Origin of the sequence: Pseudomonas fluorescens HK44 (assembly GCF_000217955.3) — a bacterium.
Classification (GTDB): domain Bacteria; phylum Pseudomonadota; class Gammaproteobacteria; order Pseudomonadales; family Pseudomonadaceae; genus Aquipseudomonas; species Aquipseudomonas fluorescens_AQ.
Window position 1 is genome coordinate 73,954 of record NZ_AFOY02000017.1, and the last position, 20,653, is coordinate 94,606.

Below are 20,653 nucleotides of genomic sequence, written 5' to 3' on the forward strand. Positions count from 1 at the left end.
GCGGCCTCGCTGCTGCTGGTGCTGGTGGTGACACCGGGCCGGCGCATGGCCTGAAGCACATGGCAATCCAACGACTCGATGCCAGCCATGCACTCGCTTACCGGGCGCTGATGCTTGAGGCCTATGACCGTCACCCGCAGGCGTTCACGTCGAGTGTCCGCGAGCGTGCGGTAATGCCATTGAGCTGGTGGGAGTCACGCTTGACCAGCCCGCTGGATGTGCTGTTCGGCGCATTTGAAGACGGCGAACTGGTGGGTATTGTCGGCCTGGCCTTCGAGGCACGGGAAAAAGCCCGGCACAAGTCAACGCTGTTTGGCCTGTATGTGTCGGACACGGCCAGACAGCGCGGGCTCGGCTACCAACTGGTTGAGGCGCTGTTCACTGAGGCTCGGGGGCGGCCGGGGTTGAAACTGATTCAATTGACCGTCACCGCGGGCAATGACGCCGCATTGGCGTTGTATCTGCGTTGCGGTTTCGTGCAGTTCGGGCTCGAACCGTTGGCGGTGCGGGTTGGCGAAGAGTACTTCGACAAGATCCACATGTGGCGCGAAGTCCCGGCCTGACGCTGTGGCGAGGGAGCTTGCTCCCGCTGGGCTGCGCAGCAGCCCCAAGGTCTGCCACCACGCTCTTTCAGGTTTACCGCGTTCGCTGACTTTACGACGGCTTCGCCGCCGAGCGCGAGCAAGCTCGCTCACCACAGGTGTGATCTCTGTCAGCGCACCGCGCTAACCCCATCCAGGGTCGAGAACGAGGTGTCCTTGGCCGTCAGCAGAAAGTCGCGCATGTACGGCGCGTCGAGCATGTCGGCGCGGATCCCGGCGTATAGCGTGGCAAACAAACCTTTCTCACCGAGCCGCTTGGCCTTCACATAACCCCGTGAGCTGTATTCATGCAGCGCCCAATGCGGCATGCCGCAGACGCCACGACCGCTGGCCACCAGTTGCATCATCATCACCGTCAGCTCTGAGGTGCGTACTTGTGCCGGTTCGATATCGGCCGGCTCCAGGAAGCGGGTGAAGATGTCCAGTCGATCGCGTTCCACCGGGTAGGTGATCAGGGTTTCGCTGAGCAAATCTTCCGGGACGATGTACGGCTTGTTCGCCAACCGATGCTGATTGGCCACCGCGAGCATCGCTTCGTAGGTGAACAACGGCACGTAGGTGATCCCGGCCAGCTCCAGCGGGTCGGACGTTACCACCAGGTCCAGGTCACCACGGGCCAGGGCCGGCAACGGGGCGAAAGAGAAACCCGACGCCAGGTCCAGCTCGACTTCCGGCCAGGCGTCACGGAACTGGTCGATGGTCGGCATCAGCCACTGAAAGCAGCTGTGGCATTCGATGGCCATGTGCAGTCGTCCGGCGGTGCCACCGGCCAATCGTGCGATGTCGCGCTCGGCACCGCGCAGCAGCGGCAGGGTCGCATCGGCCAGTTGCAGCAGGCGCAGGCCGGCGCTGGTGAAACGCACCGGTTTGGTTTTGCGCACGAACAGCGGCATGCCCATGCGCTCTTCCAGCTCTTTGAACTGGTGGGACAGGGCGGACTGGGTCAGGTGCAGCCGGTCGGCGGCTTCGACCAGGCTGTCGGCCTCGCGCAAGGCGTGCAGGGTCTTCAGGTGACGGATTTCAAGCACCGGGGGCTCCATGAGTAAATTTTGTGATCAACACGAAAAGGTTGAGTTTGTCTCATGTTGGGTTGGCTGTCGACAATAGGGCCATCTTTTACTTCGGAGCACATATGCCATGGCCTTGGCCCACACACTCGGTTTCCCACGCATCGGCGCCGATCGCGAGCTGAAAAAAGCCCTCGAATCCTACTGGAAGGGCGACCTCGATCAGGCCGGGCTGAAAATTGTCGGCCGTGAACTGCGGGCCAGACACTGGCAAGTGCAGAAAGACGCCGGTATCGACCTGCTGCCGGTGGGCGACTTCGCCTGGTACGACCAGGTGCTGACGCACTCACTGACCTTTGGCGTGATCCCCGAGCGCTTCGACAGCGCCAGGGATGCGCAGGGCCTGCCGACCCTCGACACCTTGTTCGCGATGGCCCGCGGCGCCAGCGCGAGGTGCTGCGGCGCTGAGCCTGCGAAGGCGCAATATGCGCAGGAACTGACCAAGTGGTTCGACACCAACTACCACTACCTGGTCCCGGAATTCAGCGCTGACCAGCCGTTCAAACTGAGCTGGGAGCAACTGTTCGACGAAGTCGACGAAGCCCATGCCCTCGGTCACCGCGTCAAGCCGGTGATCATCGGCCCTTTGACTTACCTGTGGCTGGGCAAAACCAAAGGTAACGACTTCGACAAGCTTGATCTGCTTGAGCGCCTGCTGCCGCTGTACGGCGAAATCCTCAATCGCCTCAAGGCTCAAGGTGTGGAATGGGTGCAGATTGACGAACCGATCCTCACCCTCGACCTGCCGCAAGCCTGGAAAAACGCCTTCGAGCGCGCCTACCACATCCTTCAGTATTCGCCGCTGAAGAAACTCGTGGCCACCTACTTCAGTGGTCTGGAAGACAACCTCGGGCTGGCCGTGAGCCTGCCGGTGGACGGCCTGCACATCGATGCGGTACGAGCACCGGAACAACTGGGCCAGGTACTCGATCGTCTGCCGACTTACAAAGTGCTGTCGGTGGGCCTGGTCAACGGTCGCAATGTCTGGCGCTGCGAGCTGGAACAGGCACTGGCACAGCTGAAACCGGCGCAAGAGCGTTATGGCGACAACCTGTGGGTCAGCAGTTCGTGCTCGCTGCTGCACAGCCCGGTGGACCTGGACCGTGAAGACACACTCGACGCCGAGCTGAAGAGCTGGCTGGCGTTCGCCGTGCAAAAGTGCGGTGAAATCGCCGTGCTGCGTGATGCGCTCAACGATCCGCAAGCGCCGAAGGTCCAGGCTGCGCTGGCGCAGAGCCGTGCCGTGCAGGCCAGTCGTGCGCAGTCGCCACGCATCCACAAAGCCGAGGTGCAGGCGCGCATCAGTGCCATTCGCGACGCGGACAGCCAGCGGCATTCAGTGTTTGCCAAGCGTATTGCGCTGCAACGTGCACGCCTGAAACTGCCGGCCTTCCCGACTACCACCATTGGCTCGTTTGCGCAGACCGCATCGATCCGTCTGGCGCGCCAGTCGTTCAAACAGGGCAAGCTTTCGGCCAATGATTACACCGACGCGATGCACAGCGAAATCCGCCACGCGGTACACATCCAGGAACGTCTTGGCCTCGACGTGCTGGTGCACGGTGAAGCCGAGCGCAACGACATGGTCGAGTACTTTGCCGAACAACTCGACGGCTACCTGTTTACCCGTTTTGGCTGGGTTCAGAGTTACGGTTCGCGTTGTGTGAAACCGGCGATCATCTACGGTGACCTGAGCCGTCCGAAGGCCATGACCGTGGACTGGATCACCTACGCGCAGAGCCTGACCGACAAGGTCATCAAAGGCATGCTGACCGGTCCCGTGACGATGCTGATGTGGTCGTTCCCGCGTGAAGATGTGTCGCGCAAAGTCCAGGCGCAACAGCTGGCGCTGGCTCTGCGCGATGAAGTGGTCGACCTGGAACAGGCCGGGATCAAAATCATCCAGATCGACGAAGCGGCGTTCCGCGAAGGCTTGCCGCTGCGCCGGGCGCAATGGCAGGAATACCTGGATTGGGCAGTGCACGCGTTCCGCTTGAGCGCATCTGGCGTGCGCGATGAAACCCAGATCCACACCCACATGTGCTACAGCGAATTCAACGACGTGATCAAATCCATCGCCGCCATGGACGCTGATGTGATCACCATCGAGACCTCGCGTTCGGACATGCAATTGCTGGAAGCCTTCAAGGCCTTCGACTACCCGAACGACATCGGCCCGGGCGTCTACGACATCCACTCGCCACGGGTGCCGGACACGGCCGAGATGGTCAAGCTGATGAGCAAAGCCGTGCAGCGGATCCCGGCTGAACGGCTGTGGGTCAACCCGGACTGCGGCCTGAAAACCCGCGCCTGGCCGGAGACGGAAGCGGCGTTGGTGAATATGGTCGCCGCCGCGCGCCAACTGCGTAATCAACTGGCCTGACGGAGACTCGTAGGAGCAAAGCTTGCTCGCGATGCCGGCAACGCGGTTTGTCTGAAGGACAGCGTCATCGTTCATCGCGAGCAAGCTTTGCTCCTACAAATAGATTTCGACAACCGACCGTTGAGCACTCTTCATCAAACTGTCACGTAACTGTGGCAGCGCGCTTGAACAAACTTCATCAGACTCGCGTTCTACTGGGGTTCTGCGTTTCGGTGTTTTTTCATGCGGGTACGATTTTTTTCAACTGCGGTTTTTCTGGCCGCGCTGCTGTTCGGCTTACCGTCTCTGGCGGCGTCGCGTTGCGACGTCAATGTTCCGACCGAGCGGGTCGATCTGGCGCAGGTCAGCCTCGCGTACCAGAGCATCGGTCGGGCGTCCGATCCTGCGTTGCTGCTGGTGATGGGCCTGGGTGGCCAGTTGATTCACTGGCCGGACGAGGTGGTGGTGGCGCTGTGCGAGCAGGGTTTTCGGGTAATTCGCTATGACAACCGCGATGTCGGGCTGTCGACCTGGCGTCAGGCTCCGGCCAACGCCAACCTGGCCTTTGAGGTGCTGCGCTACAAACTCGGATTACCCGTAGCGGCGCCGTACAGCCTGACCGATATGGCGGACGACGCGCTGGGCCTGATGGATGCGCTGCATGTGGAGCAATTTCATGTGCTGGGCGCGAGCATGGGCGGGATGATCGCCCAGCACCTGGCGGCCATGGCACCGCAGCGGGTCGAGAGCCTGACGCTGATCATGACCAGTTCCGGTGCCGAAGGGCTGCCGGCGCCGAATGCGGCGCTGGTGCAATTGCTCTCACGGCGCAGTGCGCCGAGCCGTGAGGTTGCACTGGAGCAACAGGCCGATCTGCTGGCAGCACTGGGCAGTCCGCAGGTGAGTGATGATCGTCAGGCGCTGTTGCATCAGGCGGCGGTGGCGTACGACCGGGCGTTCAACCCCGACGGCGTGAAGCGCCAGATCATGGCGATCCTCGCCGAACCGAGCCGGGTGGGGCTGCTCAACCAGCTGCGGGTGCCAACCCTGGTGGTGCACGGCACCGCTGATCCGCTGTTGCCGGTGATGCATGGCATTCATCTGGCGGCGCATATCCAGGGCAGTCAGTTGAAGCTGATTCCAGGGCTGGCCCATCGTTTTCAGGAAGCGTTCAAGGCGCCGTTACTGGCGGCAGTGTTGCCGTACCTGAAAACCCATCGTGAGGACACCTCGCATTGGGCGCAGATCGATCCGGTGCAGGCGCCGAATCTGTTGTAACGGTCAACGCACCTGAAGATACGCCTTTGTGGCGAGGGAGCTTGCTCCCGTTCGATTGCGCAGCAGTCGCAGATTGTTTCTATCTGAAAGTACGCGGTGACGGGTTTAGGGCCGCTTCGCCCGAACGCGGACCGGCCCAGCGGGAGCAAGCTCCCTCGCCACAGGGACCGCGCCTAGGGTTTCAGCGGACGATTTTGTCCACATGGATCCCGAGTTTTTTCAGCCGATACCAGAAGCTGCGCTCCGAGATGCCGATCAGTTGCGCGGCGGCCGCTTGCACGCCATTGCTTTGTTGCAGGGCGGCAAGAATGTAGGACCTCTCGACTTCCACCAGCGCGGCGTCGAGGTCCGGCGGCACGCCAGTGCCTTCGTTGAGGGGCACGCGGGCGCCGTCGACGGTGGGCCTTGAGGCGAACAGGTACGCCGGCAGATCGTCTTCCTCGATCACTGAACCCGAGGCCACGATGGTGGCTCGCTCAACGCAGTTCTGCAGTTCGCGGATGTTCCCCGGCCAGGAATAATTGGCCATGGCCTGCAAGGCTTCCGGGCTGAAACCGGTGATGCGCTTGCCGGCGGTGGCGCCCAGGGTGTGAGCGAAGTGTCGGGCCAATGGCGCGATGTCTTCGACCCGTTCACGCAGAGCGGGCAGGGGGATCGGGAACACGTTGAGGCGATAGTAGAGGTCTTCGCGAAACTCTTTGTTGGCCACCGCTTCCAGCAGGTTCTTGTTGGTGGCGGCGATCACTCGTACATCGACTTTGCGCTCGCGCGGGTCGCCCACCGGCTCGATCACTCGCTCCTGCAAGGCGCGGAGGATTTTTGCCTGCAAGGCCAGCGGCATGTCGCCCACCTCATCGAGAAACAGCGTGCCCTTGTCGGCCTGCATGAAGCGCCCGACCCGGTCCGTCACGGCGCCGGTGAAGGCGCCTTTGCGATGGCCGAACATTTCACTTTCCAGCAACCCTTCGGGGATCGCCGCACAGTTCACTGCGACGAAGGGTTTGTCGGCGCGATTGCCGTGTTTGTGGATGGCCCGGGCGACCATTTCCTTGCCGGTGCCGCTTTCGCCGGTGAGCAGGATGGTCGCATTGCTTTCGCGTACCGAATCCACTGCTTGCAGCACTCGACGGAAGGTCGGGCTGTCGCCCACCAGGCTGTCGATCTGCTGGTGTTCTTCAAGCTCGGCGCGCATGCGCTGGTTGTCTTTGAGAATGTCGCGAAATTGCAGCGCCTTGTTGACGGTGATGTCCAGCTCATCGATGTCGAACGGCTTGGCAATGTAGTCGAAGGCGCCATTGCGCATCGACTGCACGGCATTTTTCACCGTGCTGTAGGCCGTCATGACGATCACCGGCAGTTGTGGATAGCGCACTTTGACTTCCGCCAGCAACTGCGGTCCGTCCATGCCGGGCATGCGCCAGTCGCTGATCACCAGGTCAATGTCTTCCTGTTCCAGCACCTTGAGCGCGTGCAGGCCATTGCTGGCGGTGAACACCTGGATGTCGTTCTGGTTCAGGGCTGAGGCCAACAAGTCGCAAAGCTTGGGCTCGTCATCGACCACCAGAATGTTATGCGTCATCACTGTCCTCGTCGTCGCTGTCGTCTTCACCGTTGGCCGGAATGTACAGGCTGAATGTGGAGCCGGCATCTTTTTCACTGATGCATTCGACCCGTCCGTCATGGTTTTCCATGATCGAGAAGACTTTTGCCAGCCCCAGACCCGTACCTGAAGCCTTTGTGGTGACGAACGGTGTAAAAATCCGTTCGAGCATGCCCGGTTCGATGCCCTGGCCAGTGTCGGAAACACTGATGACGGTGTACGCCTTGTCGCTGGTTATACCGAGGGTCAGGCGACCGCCGTCAGGCATTGCGTCGATGGCATTGATCACCAGGTTCAGGCAAGCCTGTTTGAGCTGTCGTGCGTCGGCATACATGGTCGCGCCAGGGGCGTTGTCTTCGATTCGTGCGTCGATGTTGTGAGTCGCCAGCTCCGGGGCGCAGAACCCGACCAATTCATCAATCAGCGGTCGCACCGGCTGGGTGGAGCGCATGGGCGCGTTGGGCTTGGCAAAGTCGAGGAACTCGGTGATCAGGTCGTTGATCCGGCTGACTTCGCTGACCACGTATTCGAGATGCCGTTTGTCGGTCTCGGGAAGGTCGGCGCGACGGTGCAGCAATTGGGTCGCGGTCTTGATAATGCCCAGCGGGTTGCGGATTTCATGGGCCAGGCCCATGGCCACTTCACCCAGGGCGTGCAAGCGATCACGGCGGCGCAGTTGCGACTCCAGGTGCTGCAACTCGCCGAGACGTTCGGTCATGTGGTTGAAGGTGCTGCTCAGTTCGGCCAGTTCGTCGCTGCCATCGACCGGTACTCGCTGACGATAATCGCCGTCGATCACCGCCCGAACGCCTTTGGATAGCGCGCGCAGGGGCTGGGTCAGGCGTTGCGAGACCAGCCAGCCGACACCCAGCGACAGCGCCGAGCTGAGGATGAAAATCAGGATGAACAGATTGCTCTGGTTCACCAGCCCGACCAGGCTGTTGTGGCGCAGCAGGCCACTGAAGATCACCCCCTGAAGTTCACCGCTGTCATTGAGGATTGGCCGATAGATGCCGCTGTAGTTATTGGTGAACTGTTCGATCGGTTTTTTCGTGGTGCGCAGGATTTGCTCGATGTCTTCGGGCACCTTCATGGGGTGATCTTCGAAGCGCTGGGTGGCGAAGATTTCCGAGAAGTCCTCGTCCTTGGCCAGGTACAGCCGCAGGTCAAGGGAATGTACATCGGCGACGCTGGTGAGAAAGCTGCTGTCCAGGTAGTTGGCGAGAACCAACTGATAGTCGACCCCAGACTGGGTAGTCTGGTAGGTCGAGACCAGGATGCCGGTGGACGCGCCCGTCACCTGAATGGTTTGCAAGACGGCCTTGGGCGCGGTGTTGATTTGCTGGACGATGTCGTCGGCCACGGTGCTGAACAGCACTTTGTGATCGCTGGTGCGTACCAGCGCCACGACGTCGATGCCCATGGCTTCGGCAATGTCGGCGCTGAGGCGGTCGTGCCTGGCCGAGAGCCGGTCGTTGATCGGGCGGGTGTAGCGCAGCAACAATTGGGCGACCCGCGCGTTTTCGCGCAGGATTTCGCGGATCTCGTCTTCGACGATCTTGGTCGATTCCTGCAACCAGATGCGCACGTTGCTATCGAAGATCTGTGACAGCGTGGTGGCCGCCAGTTCCGCGGCGATCATGGTCGGGATCACGCTGACCAGCCAGAATGCCAATACCAGCTTGCGTTGCAGGCTCCAGCGGGAGATGGCGAAGGGCAGGGCTTTACGGCGTCGGACTTTGATCATCAGGTTTCGCTTATCGCAGCAGCCATGGCAGGGTCGGATTTATCCGGTCGGACAAACAGTTTCACGAGTTTCAGTAATGTATTGAGCAACCCGTTGCGGTGGTGAAAAAACAGCGTGTTGCCTTCGAATTTACAGCCGAGCCGCAGCTTACTGGCATAGCCGGCCTGGCCGCACTCATACAGCGGGATTTTGTGCTGAATACAGTAGTCGACATTGGCCAGCCAGCTTCTGAAGTACAGGTTGTATTCCCGGGTCTGTTCCAGGTCGTGGGCAAAAAACTTGTCCACCAGTCGATGTTCGTCCAGCAACAGCAGATTGAATGCCACCAGTTGCTTGTCCATCCAATACAGCACGCACGCGGCACGTTGGTCGAGGTGTTCGAGGATGTTGGTGAAGTACTCGGCTGACAGTCGTTCGAACTCCAGATCACTGCGCGCCAGAGCGGCTTCATACAAGCGCATCATCTGTGGCAGAACATCGTCGACCGAACGTCGCCATTCGATTCGCGGGCCTTGCGCCCGAAGTTTGCGACGCAAGTCCTTACGGGTGGATTTGCCCAGTGTGCCGAGGTAGGCATCGAGTGAGCCGAACGCAATCGGCAATACTGCACTCGGTAAACCGGGCATGGTTTGCAGTCCGGCCTCGCGGCAGACTTCAATCCACTGGCGATCGTGGCTGGGCGCATCCTTGACGGCCAGAAGTCCGATCCCGGCCTGGTCGGCATCGTTGCGGGCCAACGTCAGTAACTGACGCAGCAACGCCGGACGCCGGTCGCCAGCAATATGGCTGGCGGTGCCTGCGTGGCATTGTTCGGTCACTGGCGATCCGATGGCGTACAAGCGAATATTCAGCACGCCCGGCAACCATTGGCGCAAGCGCTGCGTGATGCGTTTGCCCATACCCTGCATCGTGGTGTCGAGCGAGTATTGCGTGGTAAATGCAGCAGCTGCGGCAATCAACGTGCTGCCTTCATAGAGGGCAAGGTAGCGCCACTGGAAGTTGGCGACGCCTGCCTGTTCAACCGCCCGGTAATAATCCCAGTCCTCCAGTTCCCCGGGGAAGCAGTCATTCCAGGCGCAGCGTTCGATGGCCTCGATGGTTGAGTAGGCACGCGCAGTGATCACGTCTTTTCCTTAAGCTACGCCAGCTGTCGATACTCTTCGCGCTCGCCGGGCTTCATGGAAAGCTGATGGACAAAGTCCGCGCTCAGGTCCACGACGCGGCGGTATTCCAGGTCAACTGTGATCATGTGATAGCAGTTGTCCAGCAGGATCTTGGTGACCGGACCGCCGAGATGGCGTTCGACGTAATCGGCGTTCCAGCGGCTGGTGATGTCGTCTTCGATGGAATGCAGCACCAGGGCCGGTGTCTTGATCGACGGCATGCGCTTCTTGACCACCGCATTCATCCGGTGCAATTCGCGCACGGTGACGCCTTCCATGGTCAACAGACCGGCATTGCTGCTTTCACCGTCCTTCATCTGGCGTTCGACGATCGCCCGCAGGCGCTCGTTCTTGATGCCATAAGGTGGCTTCTCTTCGAAGCTGCAGATATGCACGCCGAACGGAATCTTCATCAACAAGGGCGTCAGGAACGCCAGTTTGTGGATGCTCCAGCCGTCGTAGCGCAGGGTGGTTGAATACATCAGCAGGCCGGCGACCTGTCCAGGATGCTCGGAGGCAACATACATGGACATGACCGCGCCCATGGACAGACCGCCGACGAACACCTGCTCGTGCCGCTGGCGAATACCCACGAATGTCTTGCGTACACCTTCGTACCAGTCCTGCCAGCCGGTGGCTTGCAGGTCGGCGTTATCACCGCAGTGCCCGGCCAGGGTTGGCACGTACACCGTGCAACCCGATTTGGCCAGGCCAATGGCAACCCGACGCAACTCCGTCGGGGTGCCGGTCAGGCCGTGGATCAACAACACCGCGACCTCGCCACTGCCGAGAACGAAACCGGTACTACCTTCGCCGAGATCGATCTCTGTTTGGTTCATCGTTTCATGGCCCGGTCAAGCAGGCGGTCGAGCAGGGCGATACCCAGGTCGATTTCCTCGTAGCTGATTTCCAGCGACGGAGCCAGGGTGATGACGTTCTTGTAGTAGCCGCCCACATCGAGAATCAGGCCCAGACGCTTGCCGTCGATTTCGATGTCGCCCTTCATGCCTTCTTCAACCATGAAGTCCAGGGTCGCCTTGTCCGGAGTGAAACCGTCCGGGCCGCAGATTTCGCAGCGCAGTGCCAGGCCCAGGCCGTCGACGTCGCCGATGATCGGGTAACGTTTCTGCAGGTCCTGCAGACCGTCCAGGAAGTACTTGCCCTTGGCCATGACCATCGAGCCGTAGTCGACTTCGTGGGTCATCTTGAACATTTCCAGACCGACTGCAGTGCCCAGCGGGTTGGAGGCGAAGGTGGAGTGAGTCGAACCTGGCGGGAAGACCTTCGGGTTGATCAGCTCTTCGCGAGCCCAGATGCCGCCCAGCGGGTTGAGGCCGTTGGTCAGCGCCTTACCGAAGACGATCACGTCCGGCTTGACGTCGAAGTGTTCGATCGACCACAGCTTGCCGGTACGCCAGAAGCCCATCTGGATTTCGTCGACGACCATCAGGATGCCGTGCTGATCCAGCACTTGCTTGAGTTCGCTGTAGAAGTTCATTGGCGGAATCACGTAGCCGCCGGTGCCCTGGATCGGCTCGACGTAGAAGGCTGCGTATTCGCTCTGGCCGACTTTCGGATCCCACACGCCGTTGTATTCGGTTTCGAACAGACGGGCGAACTGCTGCACGCAATGGCTGCCGTATTCTTCCTTGGTCATGCCTTTCGGGCCACGGAAGTGGTACGGGAACGGGATGAAGTTGGCGCGCTCACCGAAGTGACCGTAGCGGCGACGGTAGCGGTAGCTCGAGGTGATCGACGAGGCGCCGAGGGTACGGCCGTGGTAGCCGCCTTCGAAGGCGAACATCAGGCTCTTGCCGTTGGTGGCGTTACGCACGACTTTCAGCGAGTCTTCGATGGACTGCGAACCGCCGACGTTGAAGTGCACACGGCCGTCGAGGCCGAACTTGTTCTTGGCGTCGACCGCGATCATTTCCGACAGCTCGATCTTGCCTTTGTGCAGGTATTGGCTGGCGATTTGCGGCAGGGTGTCGATCTGTTGTTTCAGGGCGTTGTTCAGGCGCGGGTTGGCGTAACCGAAGTTGACCGCCGAGTACCACATTTGCAGGTCGAGGTAGGCCTGGTCGCTGGTGTCCCACACGTACGAGCCTTCGCAACGACTGAAAATACGCGGTGGTTCGATGTAGTGAACCGTGTCGCCGTAGGAGCAATACTTGGCTTCTTTTTCCAGAAGAATCTGGTCTTCTGCGGTAGCAATTCGGATATCAGACATGGTGGAAGAGTTCCTGATTCTGTAGCGAAAGTTCAGTAGAGGTTTCAAGCGCGAAGGCAGTGGCGTTGGCCGCGCTGCCGGCCGGCAGTTTGGCCAGCAAGGCCGGAAGTTCGGCGAAGCTGTCGAAGCGGGCGTAAGCGATGCCATTGCGTTCGCAATGTTCGGCCAAACGGTCCTTGGCAAATACGAAGTCGGCGGTGGACGCCACGCACATGTCGGACTGACCGTCACCGATCACCAGCACGCGTTTGCTGCTGGGGGTGGATTTGCATTTGCAGTTGCCGGAGGCCGCGCGGCAGGCGTCGCTCGAATACGGAAAGTCAATGCGCCAGCTATTGTTGTCGACCTGGCGCAGGCGGTTGGCGAGGATCGGCAGGAGGCTGACGTAGTTGCGCGCCAGAATCCGCGCGATACCTTGTTCGATGCCGTCACTGACGACTTCGATGGATGCGCCCAGGCCGACCACGTGGTCGACAAAGTCCGGGAAGTCGGCATCGATTTCGACACTGTCGAAGAACCCGAGCAGTTCATCGGGAGTTGCCTTGACCAGCGAAAGCTGGCGGCTGAGGCATTCACGCGAACCGATAGCACCGCTCAGCCACTCGTCCTCGATCGCTTCCCAGCTCGGGTCGGCGAAGCGTTGGAGAATGCTGTCGATGACGTCGGTTCGGGTGATCGTCCCGTCGAAATCACACACGATATGCCAATCAATCATCTGCATTACCTATTGGGCAGGGGCGCGCTGATGCGCTTGCAACGGGGTAGAGCAGGGAATGTGCCAAGTTGTTTCAGGCCCTATAGCTCGGGGCTCTGAGTTATGCTGGGCGGGGAATATGTCCGGCTGGCTACAATTTTTGTAGGTTGCTACAAACAACATGAGTGCTTGCGCAGCAAAGTTGACCTGAGGGTTGATGCGCGCCTGTACTGATAAGGAATCGCTTTATGTTCAGGAACATTTGCGCCCTGCTGGCCAGCCTGCTGTGCCTTGGCGGCTTTTGCGCCACCGCGCAGGCGGCCGGGATAACCGGTGAGGCCGGTCTCGGCATGAGCAATCAGCCCTATGACCCCACGGGTAGCCGTTATGAAACCGTGCCGGTGCCTTACTTCGATCTGGACTGGGGTGATGTCAGCCTCAGCACCGACGACGGTTTGACCTGGAGTGCCTTGAAAGCCAATGGTTTCAGTGTCGGGCCGTTTATCAATTACATTCCGGGGCGTAACTCCAATGGCACGCTGCGGGGCCTGCACAATGTGTCGGCCATGGGCGAGGCCGGAGGCTTCGTTCAGTACAGCCCGGCTGATTTCTGGCGAATTTTCGCTTTCGTCGGCCATACCGTGGGCGCTAACCGCGGCCAGGGTGGTGTGCTCGGTCGGGTGGGCGGGGAAGTGGGTTATCCACTGGGGCTGGGGATCATTGGCAGTAGCGAACTGGCCGCGAATTTTGCCGATCGCCAGCAGACACAGACGTTCTTTGGTGTTTCCGAAAAAGACGCCCGGGATTCGGAGTTCCGTCCGTACAAGGCCAGTGGCGGCTTGCAGAATGTAGCGTTGACCCAGAACTTCGAGTTCCCGCTGGCCGCAAAGTGGTCGCTGGTGACCAGCGCCACCTGGAGGCACCTGACCAACTCGGCGGCGGACAGCAGCATCGTCAAACAAGAGGGCCGCGTGAACCAGGGCGAGGTTCAGGCAGCGATCAGCTACAAATTCGATTAGCACACTGATCGTGCCCATGCTGCCGCGTGGGAACGATCATGGAGTGTGTGTTGAGTTTGGTCTGCTGTTTGCAATAGTCGTGGAGAACTCAATTTCTCAGGAGTGCTTCATGGCTCGTCCCGCGTATCGTCTCCTCGCCTATTCGCTGTGGGATCTGGTCCCGATTGCGCTGGGCGGGGCTCATCTGGCGTTTGTCCTGTGGTTGGTGCTGGCCTTCCACAACTTGTCGTGGTGGGCCCTTGTGCCGCTGGCGCTGGTCTATGCCGTCAGCCTGTCATGGAGCATCAACAGCATTTCCCACAACCAGATCCACAACCCGTACTTCACCCTTGGCTGGATGAATCGGGCATTCGATCTGTTGTTGTCGGTCACCATCGGTTTCTCGCAGACCCTCTACCGCGACATCCACAATCGCCATCACCGTGGTAACTCAGACCTGCCGGATGCGCACGGAAAAACCGTCGATCCGCTGTCGATCTACCTGCGCGGCAAGGATGGGCAGCCTGAAAACCCCTGGTCGTACACCTTTCTCAGCTTTTTCCGCGATGATCCCAAGCCGTTCTACGAAGAAATGCAGCGCAAGCGGCCCGGCGATGCACGTTGGGTCAAGGTCGAGATTTATGTGACCGTGGCGGCGTATGTGGCGTTGGCGTTCTATGACTGGCATGCGGTGTTGCTGTTGCTGCCGTTCTGGTATCTGGGCCAGGCGTTGTCGTCGCTCAATGGGTATTACGAGCATTTTGGCGGTAATCCGGACTTGCCGATCGCCTGGGGCGTGAGCAGCTACAGCGTGCTTTACAACCTGATCTGGATGAACAACGGCTATCACGCCGAGCACCATTATCGGCCGAAAATGCACTGGACCCAGGTCAAGGCGTTTCACCGCGAAATTGCCGAGCAGCAACGTATGGCGGGGGTGAAGGTAATCCCGGTGTCACACGGACTGGGCTTTCTGACGGCCCACCAGCCGAAACGCTGATTGTGGCGAGGGAGCTTGCTCCCGCTGGGCCGCGAAGCGGCCCTGAAATCATGTGGGTCAGACACATCTGGGCGCGCGGATTGCGAGCGCTTCGCACTCGAGCGGGAGCAAGCTCCCTCGCCACAGGGGATAGTGGTGTTTCAGGTTTCTTCGCCTTCCGCCAGCAACGCTATCCCGCCCATGATCACCGCCACGCCCAGCCAGTGCAGCGGGCTGATCTGCTCGCCGAGGCCGAGCCACGAGCCGAGCAACACGCCGACAAACACCAGCGAACTCAGCGGAAACGCCAGCGACAGGCTGCTGCGCCGCAGGATCAACATCCAGACGAAAAACGCCCCGATGTAGCAGGCGATGGCCGTCAGCACCCCAGGATTACCGGCCACGGCCGCCAGCCATTGGAGGTTGAAGTCCATCTGCCCCAGTTGATCGCCACCGACTTTGGTGGCGATCTGACCGCCACTTTCAAACCCGATCAGCAGCATCCAGAGCACCACGGTGCCCAGACGTCCGTGCAGCCAACCCATTGCGTTGTTCCTCTCCATCATTGATTGAGCTTCAGACATGGGCGACACACACGAGCATCACGCCCGCCGTAATTACCACGGTGCCCAGCCAGCGCCGACGGCTGACGGTTTCACCGAGCACCACTTTGCCCGCCAGCACCACGCCGCAATAAGCCAATGCCGCAGATGGAAACAACAGGCTCAGCGGCGCGCGGGACAGGGCTTCGAGCCAGACAAAGAACTCGATGGCGTAGGCGCCGATCCCGCACCAGAGCAACGGCGCGTTAAACACCTGGCCCCAGAATGCATTCAGTCGAAAGCCGCCTTCAAGCTCCGGTAAACGGTCCAGGCCCAGCTTGAAACAGAGCTGACCGATGACGTCCAGAACAATCGAAAACGCCACCAATAACACCACGGTCAAGGTCACGGAAATAACTCCTCGAACAGGCTGATCAGCGCCTGGTTGGTTGCCGCGTTTCGCAGCAGATCGTCTTCGCTCCAGCGCTCGGGAGGCGGCTGGTCGGACTTGGCTTCCCAACGCTTGAACGCGTTGCTGAAGGCTGGTTGGGCGAACTCGCCGCAGACATCGATGCCGAGGATTCGCTTGCTCGCGGCCAACATGCGCAGGGCTTGCAGCAAGTGTGTCAGCCGCATGCCACCCTGATCCCAGTTGGTTGCGGCGTCTTCACTGGCCAGCACATCCTTGTCGATGGTGATCCACACCGCTTCAGTCGGCAGACTCTCGATCAGTTGCTGGAGAAACACCGGCCAGTCGAGGTCGGCCAGGTTACGCCAGTGCAGCAGGTTTTCCCGCTGTTGATGCCCGGCGCCATCGCCGATCAAACCCCAGACCTGGGACGGCGGGTGCTGCCAGGGGAACAGCTGCAAGTCGCCACGCTTCAGCGCGCCGAGGTTACCGCCACGCAGTTGCGGGTTATGCAGGTCATCGCTGCACGGCCCGAGGGTGACGATGCGTTTGATGTTCGGCAGCTTGAGCGCACGATTGACCCATGAACCGCAATGCCGACGCGGCGCGAAACGTACCCAGTCGGGATGGTTGTCGAAATGAATCAGGCTGACCGGCTCGGTAATCTCGGCGAGGAAGGCCGGAGTCAGGTGGTGGTAGTCACCAGAACCCATAAAGAAGATTTCCGGCTGAGGGCCCGTATGCGGCGGCCGTTGGCGCAGGCGTTCGGAAAAACGTCGATAGTTTTTCTCGCTGGACCACAAACGCAGTTTGGGGCCCAGATCGAGCAGGTCCAGACGCTTGGCGCGACCGCTTTCCAGCAGTCGGGCAATCGGTGCCTGGGCTGTGAGGCTGTGGTCGAGATCCAATATATTCAAAACGTGTCTTTACCCATGGCAGCGCCCTCCAGGACCTGTTTGATCAATCACTAACGCAGGCCGGGTAGGCTTTAACGGGTAAATGCAAGGGACGGGCCAGCCACGATCGGAACGCTGTTTCATTGTGGCGAGGGAGCTTGCTCCCGCCGGCCGGTCCGCGCGCAGCAGTCGTAAAATCTGCAACCACATTTCGTCAGATATACCCTGCCAGCCGTATTGGGGGCCGCTTCGCTGCCCAGCGGGAGCAAGCTCCCTCGCCACAGGGGGTTGTGGTCAGGCGTGAACGCGGACCCAAACAGAAACCAACACCGTCGCCGCCATCAGCCACGCGAGCGCTGCCACCGCCAGCGAGGCCTCCAGCCGAAGGCGATCCACCATCACGTACAAGGTCGCCAGATAAACGAAGTACGGAATGATCGACCACATGCCAAACACGATGGTGGTCTTCAGATCGTCCAGCGAGCGGCCCTTGCCGACGATGTAATGGGCAATCAGCGCAAAGGTCGGAAACAGCGGCACCAGGCCTGCGATGTAATAGTTTCTGGTTTTGGCGAGGAAGGCGAGGATCACCACCACCGCGGCGCCCAGTGCAGCTTTCAACAGTAGATCCACGGAACGTCTCGCAGTGGGTTAGTGGCTCAAGCCGTATTTTTTGACTTTGTCGAACAGCGTGGTCTTGGCCATGCCCAGTTCCAGGCTGGCCTGGGTCAGGTTGCCGCTGCTGCGCTGCAAGGCATCGTTAAGCAGGTTACGTTCGAAGGCTTCCACCGCTTCGGAGAACGCCAGGCCTTGGGCGGCGCCACCGCTGCCGGACTTCTTGAAGGCTGGCAAACCGAGGGCAAAACGCTCGGCGACGTTACGCAGCTCGCGCACGTTGCCGGGCCAGTCGTGGCTCATCAGGTTCGACAGGGTCTGGTTGTCCAGCTCAGGCAGCGCACGGTCAAAGCGCAGGGACGATTGCTGCAAGAAGTGTTCGAACAATTGCAGGATGTCTTCGCGGCGCTCACGCAGCGGCGGCAATTCCAGTGTCACTACGTTCAAACGGTAATACAGGTCGCTGCGAAACTGACCGGCGCGGCTCAAGTCGTCGAGGTCAGACTTGGTTGCCGCGATCACCCGGCAGTCGACCGCAACGCTCTGGTTCGAGCCGAGCCGCTCCAGCGTGCGCTCCTGCAATACCCGAAGCAGTTTGATTTGCAGCGGCAGTGGCATGCTTTCCACTTCATCGAGGAACAACGTGCCGCCGTTGGCATGTTCGATTTTGCCGATCCGGCGTTTTCCGGCGCCGGTAAATGCATTTGCTTCATGACCGAAAATTTCGCTTTCGAACAGGTTTTCCGGCAGGCCACCGCAGTTCAGCGCGACGAATTGCTGCGACTGACGGCGGCTGAAGTCGTGCAGGCAACGCGCGACCAGTTCTTTGCCGGTGCCGGTCTCGCCTTCGATCAACACGTTGGCCGAGGTGTCGGCGACGTTGGCGATCAGCTCGCGCAGGTGTTGCATGGCGGGCGAGCGCCCGATGATCCTACCCTCAAGGGAATCGCGCTCGGCCAACTGCCGGCGCAACGAGGTCACTTCACGGGCGAGGCTGCGTTGCTCCAGGGCGCGGCGCGCGACGTCGACCAGGCGCTCGGGGGAGAATGGTTTCTCCATGAAGTCGTAGGCGCCTTTTTGCATTGCGCCAACCGCCATCGAGATGTCGCCATGGCCGGTGATCAGCACCACCGGCAGGCTACGGTCACGGGCCTTGAGGCGGCTCAGCAGTTCCAGGCCATCGATGCCCGGCAGGCGAATGTCGCTGATGACGATCCCGGCAAAGTTGTCACCGACCCGTGCCAGGGCTTCTTCAGCGCTGCCAACGCCTTCGCAGGGGATGTCTTCCAGGGCCAGGGCCTGCTGGCAACCGAGCAGGACATGGGGATCGTCTTCGACGATCAGCACACTAAGATCGTTGTTCATATCGGCTCGGCGGGAAGGGGGCTTACCAACGGTAAGCTGAGGACGAAAGCGGTACCACCGCTGGCCGGGTGCTCGACGCCGAGGTGACCGCCGGTGGCGGCCGCCAGGCTCGCCGACAGGGTCAGGCCAAGGCCCAGGCCCTGTTCGCCGGGTTTGGTGGTAAAGAATGGTTCGAACAAATGCTTGCGGGTTTCGGCGTCGATACCATGGCCGTTATCGCGGACGCGCAGGCGATATTTGCCGTCGACAACATCACCTTCCAGCCATAGCTCGGGCAATGGCTGCGCTTGCATGGCGTCCAGGGCGTTGCCGATCAGGTTGACCAGGATCTGCTCCAGGCGGGTCTGGTCGATCTGTACTTGCACGTCGCTCAACTCACGGTGCAACAGCAGGTGAGCGCTTTCAAGGCGTGCACCGAGCAACTGCAAGGCGGCGTCCACCGCTTTGCCGAGGCTGGCCTGGCCCTGGTCGTCGCCGCGCCGGGCAAAGGAACGCAGGCTGGCGGTGATCCGGCCCATGCGGTCGATCAGATCGTTGATGGTTTTCAGGTTGGCACTGGCAATGTCCAGCTGACCGCGCTCAAGAAAGCGCACGGTATTGCCGGACAAGGTGCGCAACGCGGCCAGCGGCTGGTTCAATTCATGGGCAATGCTGGTGGACATCTGGCCGATGGCCGCCAGTTTGCCCGCTTGTACCAGTTCGTCCTGAGCCCGACGCAGTGTTTCTTCGGCCTGGCGGCGCTCGCGGATCTGGCTTTTCAGGCGCTCGTTACTGGCCCGCAGGTCAGTGGTGCGTTCGGCAATCTTGCGTTCAAGCTGATTGTTGGCTTCTTGCAGCGCTTCACGGGCGGCGAGGCGGGTGGCGATGACTTTACGCCGTTCGTTCCAGGCAATCAGCAGGAACGCCACCAGCGCGAAGGCTACCGCGACCAGGATGCCCTGGTTGATCGCTTCACGACGCAAATCCCCGAGTGGTGTGAGCAGGGTGAAATTCCACGGCGTGTCGCTCAAGGGACGGGTCTGCGACAGGTAGCTGATTTCCTGTTCATCGGAGACCAGTTCGGCGTTGGCCGGGAAGGTGATTTTTTCCACGCCTTCGGACAGTCGCTCGCGCGCCAGCGGTTCCAGTTCATTGAGCGGGTACCAGTAGTATTGCAGGCTGCGCGCCAGGCGTTCCTTGGTGTCGTCGCTGAGCGGGCGAACCGATTTGAGCCGCCGCGCCGGGTCGCTGGACAGAATGATGATGCCATTCTCGTCGCTGACGAAGGCTTCCAGGCGTGCACGCTGCCAGCGTTCTTCCATGGCTTCGAGACGGACTTTGACCACTGCGACGCCGATGATTTTGCCTTGCTCTTCCAGGCCATGCGCCAGGTAGTAGCCGGGCTCGCCGTTGGTGCTGCCGATGCCGTAGAAACGACCGGGCTGACCGCGTACGGCATTCTGGAAATACGCACGGAAGGACAGGTCTTCACCGAGGTAACTGTCGACATCGCGCCAGTTGCTGGTGGCCAGAACCCGACCGGTGGTGTCCATCACGTAGATCGCGCGACTGCGGCTGCGCCGGTTCAGGCCTTCGAGGTAATTGTTGACCGCTTGCCGGTGCTCGGGCGTAGGGTCGGCCAGCAGTTCTGAAACACTCGATTCGAGTTCCAGCAGGCTGGGCAGGTAGGTGTATTTGCTGATCTCGCTTTCGACCGCGCGGGCGTGCAGTTCCAGCTGCCGTTGACCGTTCTCGCTGAGGCTGCGAATCCCGTAATGCTCGCTGACCCAGAAGCCGACGTAACCCAGCCCAATCATCAGCAAGATGACCAGCGGTGGTAGAAACAGGTGGCGAATCAGACGGGGTTTCACGGCAAGTGATGGCGGCGCTGCGCGATAGAGAGTGGAGTCGCATTTCATCACAGATGCCTTGGGTCAACCAGTGTGGCGGCGGGCCTGCGCTCGTTTCAGTCGAGCGCAGGACCTGTGGCGAGGGAGCTTGCTCCCGCTGGGGCGCGAAGCGGCCCTAAAACCAGCCAATGCATTTAATCTGACACACCGCACTGACTGGTTTACGACTGCTGCGCCCGAGCGCGGACCGGCCGGCGGGAGCAAGCTCCCTCGCCAC

The 20,653-nt window shown here is 60.6% G+C and carries 18 protein-coding genes; 5 read left to right on the forward strand and 13 right to left on the reverse strand.

Annotated features, from left to right (window positions below):
• The first annotated feature begins 59 nt into the window (after window positions 1-59).
• Window positions 60-563: a GNAT family N-acetyltransferase gene (locus tag HK44_RS21080; protein ID WP_019693393.1), complete on the forward strand. Its 504-nt coding sequence runs from the start codon at window positions 60-62 to the stop codon at window positions 561-563.
• 149 nt (window positions 564-712) lie between these two features.
• Here the strand turns inward: HK44_RS21080 and metR are convergent, their stop codons facing one another.
• The gene (gene metR, locus HK44_RS21085) at window positions 713-1,630 is read right to left on the reverse strand and encodes a transcriptional regulator MetR (protein ID WP_019693392.1); all 918 of its coding nucleotides are present in this window, start codon (window positions 1,628-1,630) and stop codon (window positions 713-715) included.
• 109 nt (window positions 1,631-1,739) lie between these two features.
• Here metR and metE point away from each other — a divergent pair, with 109 nt between their 5' ends.
• Together metE and HK44_RS21095 are read left to right on the forward strand one after the other, a co-directional pair.
• Window positions 1,740-4,052, forward strand: a complete 2,313-nt coding sequence (gene metE / locus HK44_RS21090) for a 5-methyltetrahydropteroyltriglutamate--homocysteine S-methyltransferase (protein ID WP_019693391.1) — start codon at window positions 1,740-1,742, stop codon at window positions 4,050-4,052.
• 222 nt (window positions 4,053-4,274) lie between these two features.
• The gene (locus tag HK44_RS21095) at window positions 4,275-5,309 is read left to right on the forward strand and encodes an alpha/beta fold hydrolase (RefSeq protein ID WP_019693390.1); all 1,035 of its coding nucleotides are present in this window, start codon (window positions 4,275-4,277) and stop codon (window positions 5,307-5,309) included.
• 181 nt (window positions 5,310-5,490) lie between these two features.
• Here HK44_RS21095 and HK44_RS21100 read toward each other — a convergent pair whose 3' ends face one another.
• Genes HK44_RS21100 through HK44_RS21125 form a run of 6 tightly spaced genes read right to left on the reverse strand, consistent with a single transcriptional unit; the run spans window position 5,491 to window position 12,764 of the window.
• On the reverse strand, window positions 5,491-6,888 hold the full coding sequence (locus HK44_RS21100) for a sigma-54-dependent transcriptional regulator (RefSeq protein ID WP_019693389.1): 1,398 nt from the start codon (window positions 6,886-6,888) through the stop codon (window positions 5,491-5,493).
• Window positions 6,878-8,656 carry a sensor histidine kinase gene (locus HK44_RS21105; RefSeq protein WP_019693388.1) on the reverse strand — a complete coding sequence of 593 codons (1,779 nt, stop codon included), beginning with the start codon at window positions 8,654-8,656 and terminating at the stop codon, window positions 6,878-6,880. Before HK44_RS21105 ends, HK44_RS21100 begins: the two co-directional genes overlap by 11 nt.
• Entirely contained in the window at window positions 8,656-9,780 is a 1,125-nt protein-coding gene (locus HK44_RS21110) for a GNAT family N-acetyltransferase (protein WP_019693387.1), read from the reverse strand. The genes HK44_RS21105 and HK44_RS21110 overlap by 1 nt, the downstream gene beginning before the upstream one ends.
• Before the next feature lie 14 nt (window positions 9,781-9,794).
• Window positions 9,795-10,658: an alpha/beta hydrolase gene (locus HK44_RS21115; RefSeq protein WP_019693386.1), complete on the reverse strand. Its 864-nt coding sequence runs from the start codon at window positions 10,656-10,658 to the stop codon at window positions 9,795-9,797.
• Window positions 10,655-12,049 (reverse strand): aspartate aminotransferase family protein, encoded by a 1,395-nt coding sequence (locus HK44_RS21120; protein ID WP_019693385.1) that lies wholly within the window; start codon window positions 12,047-12,049, stop codon window positions 10,655-10,657. The genes HK44_RS21115 and HK44_RS21120 overlap by 4 nt, the downstream gene beginning before the upstream one ends.
• The gene (locus HK44_RS21125) at window positions 12,042-12,764 is read right to left on the reverse strand and encodes an MtnX-like HAD-IB family phosphatase (protein ID WP_019693384.1); all 723 of its coding nucleotides are present in this window, start codon (window positions 12,762-12,764) and stop codon (window positions 12,042-12,044) included. Before HK44_RS21125 ends, HK44_RS21120 begins: the two co-directional genes overlap by 8 nt.
• A gap of 227 nt (window positions 12,765-12,991) precedes the next feature.
• Here HK44_RS21125 and HK44_RS21130 point away from each other — a divergent pair, with 227 nt between their 5' ends.
• Both HK44_RS21130 and HK44_RS21135 read left to right on the forward strand, forming a co-directional pair.
• Window positions 12,992-13,762: a MipA/OmpV family protein gene (locus HK44_RS21130; RefSeq protein WP_019693383.1), complete on the forward strand. Its 771-nt coding sequence runs from the start codon at window positions 12,992-12,994 to the stop codon at window positions 13,760-13,762.
• Window positions 13,763-13,871: 109 nt separating this feature from the next.
• Window positions 13,872-14,741, forward strand: a complete 870-nt coding sequence (locus HK44_RS21135; protein WP_019693382.1) for a fatty acid desaturase family protein — start codon at window positions 13,872-13,874, stop codon at window positions 14,739-14,741.
• A 140-nt stretch (window positions 14,742-14,881) separates the two neighbouring features.
• Here the strand turns inward: HK44_RS21135 and HK44_RS21140 are convergent, their stop codons facing one another.
• From HK44_RS21140 to HK44_RS21165, 6 genes are all read right to left on the reverse strand, one after another.
• Complete coding sequence (locus HK44_RS21140) at window positions 14,882-15,265, reverse strand: EamA family transporter (RefSeq protein ID WP_242031584.1); 384 nt, start codon at window positions 15,263-15,265, stop codon at window positions 14,882-14,884.
• 31 nt (window positions 15,266-15,296) lie between these two features.
• The gene (locus HK44_RS21145; RefSeq protein WP_019693380.1) at window positions 15,297-15,671 is read right to left on the reverse strand and encodes a transporter; all 375 of its coding nucleotides are present in this window, start codon (window positions 15,669-15,671) and stop codon (window positions 15,297-15,299) included.
• Entirely contained in the window at window positions 15,668-16,588 is a 921-nt protein-coding gene (locus HK44_RS21150; protein WP_019693379.1) for an arginase, read from the reverse strand. The genes HK44_RS21145 and HK44_RS21150 overlap by 4 nt, the downstream gene beginning before the upstream one ends.
• A gap of 273 nt (window positions 16,589-16,861) precedes the next feature.
• Window positions 16,862-17,191, reverse strand: coding sequence for a GlpM family protein (locus HK44_RS21155; protein ID WP_173859969.1), 330 nt, complete (start codon window positions 17,189-17,191; stop codon window positions 16,862-16,864).
• A gap of 27 nt (window positions 17,192-17,218) precedes the next feature.
• Window positions 17,219-18,547, reverse strand: a complete 1,329-nt coding sequence (locus HK44_RS21160; RefSeq protein ID WP_019693377.1) for a sigma-54-dependent transcriptional regulator — start codon at window positions 18,545-18,547, stop codon at window positions 17,219-17,221.
• Window positions 18,544-20,445 carry a sensor histidine kinase gene (locus tag HK44_RS21165; RefSeq protein WP_019693376.1) on the reverse strand — a complete coding sequence of 634 codons (1,902 nt, stop codon included), beginning with the start codon at window positions 20,443-20,445 and terminating at the stop codon, window positions 18,544-18,546. Before HK44_RS21165 ends, HK44_RS21160 begins: the two co-directional genes overlap by 4 nt.
• Window positions 20,446-20,653: the final 208 nt, after the last annotated feature.

Bases quoted from the DNA above. Each gene is read 5' to 3' on its own strand.
- HK44_RS21080 (WP_019693393.1), top strand. From the start codon at position 60: ATGGCAATCCAACGACTCGATGCCAGCCATGCACTCGCTTACCGGGCG.
- metE (WP_019693391.1), top strand. From the start codon at position 1,740: ATGGCCTTGGCCCACACACTCGGTTTCCCACGCATCGGCGCCGATCGC.
- HK44_RS21095 (WP_019693390.1), top strand. From the start codon at position 4,275: ATGCGGGTACGATTTTTTTCAACTGCGGTTTTTCTGGCCGCGCTGCTG.
- HK44_RS21100 (WP_019693389.1), bottom strand. From the start codon at position 6,888: ATGACGCATAACATTCTGGTGGTCGATGACGAGCCCAAGCTTTGCGAC.
- HK44_RS21105 (WP_019693388.1), bottom strand. From the start codon at position 8,656: ATGATCAAAGTCCGACGCCGTAAAGCCCTGCCCTTCGCCATCTCCCGC.
- HK44_RS21115 (WP_019693386.1), bottom strand. From the start codon at position 10,658: ATGAACCAAACAGAGATCGATCTCGGCGAAGGTAGTACCGGTTTCGTT.
- HK44_RS21120 (WP_019693385.1), bottom strand. From the start codon at position 12,049: ATGTCTGATATCCGAATTGCTACCGCAGAAGACCAGATTCTTCTGGAA.
- HK44_RS21125 (WP_019693384.1), bottom strand. From the start codon at position 12,764: ATGATTGATTGGCATATCGTGTGTGATTTCGACGGGACGATCACCCGA.
- HK44_RS21130 (WP_019693383.1), top strand. From the start codon at position 12,992: ATGTTCAGGAACATTTGCGCCCTGCTGGCCAGCCTGCTGTGCCTTGGC.
- HK44_RS21135 (WP_019693382.1), top strand. From the start codon at position 13,872: ATGGCTCGTCCCGCGTATCGTCTCCTCGCCTATTCGCTGTGGGATCTG.
- HK44_RS21140 (WP_242031584.1), bottom strand. From the start codon at position 15,265: ATGGGTTGGCTGCACGGACGTCTGGGCACCGTGGTGCTCTGGATGCTG.
- HK44_RS21160 (WP_019693377.1), bottom strand. From the start codon at position 18,547: ATGAACAACGATCTTAGTGTGCTGATCGTCGAAGACGATCCCCATGTC.
- HK44_RS21165 (WP_019693376.1), bottom strand. From the start codon at position 20,445: ATGAAATGCGACTCCACTCTCTATCGCGCAGCGCCGCCATCACTTGCC.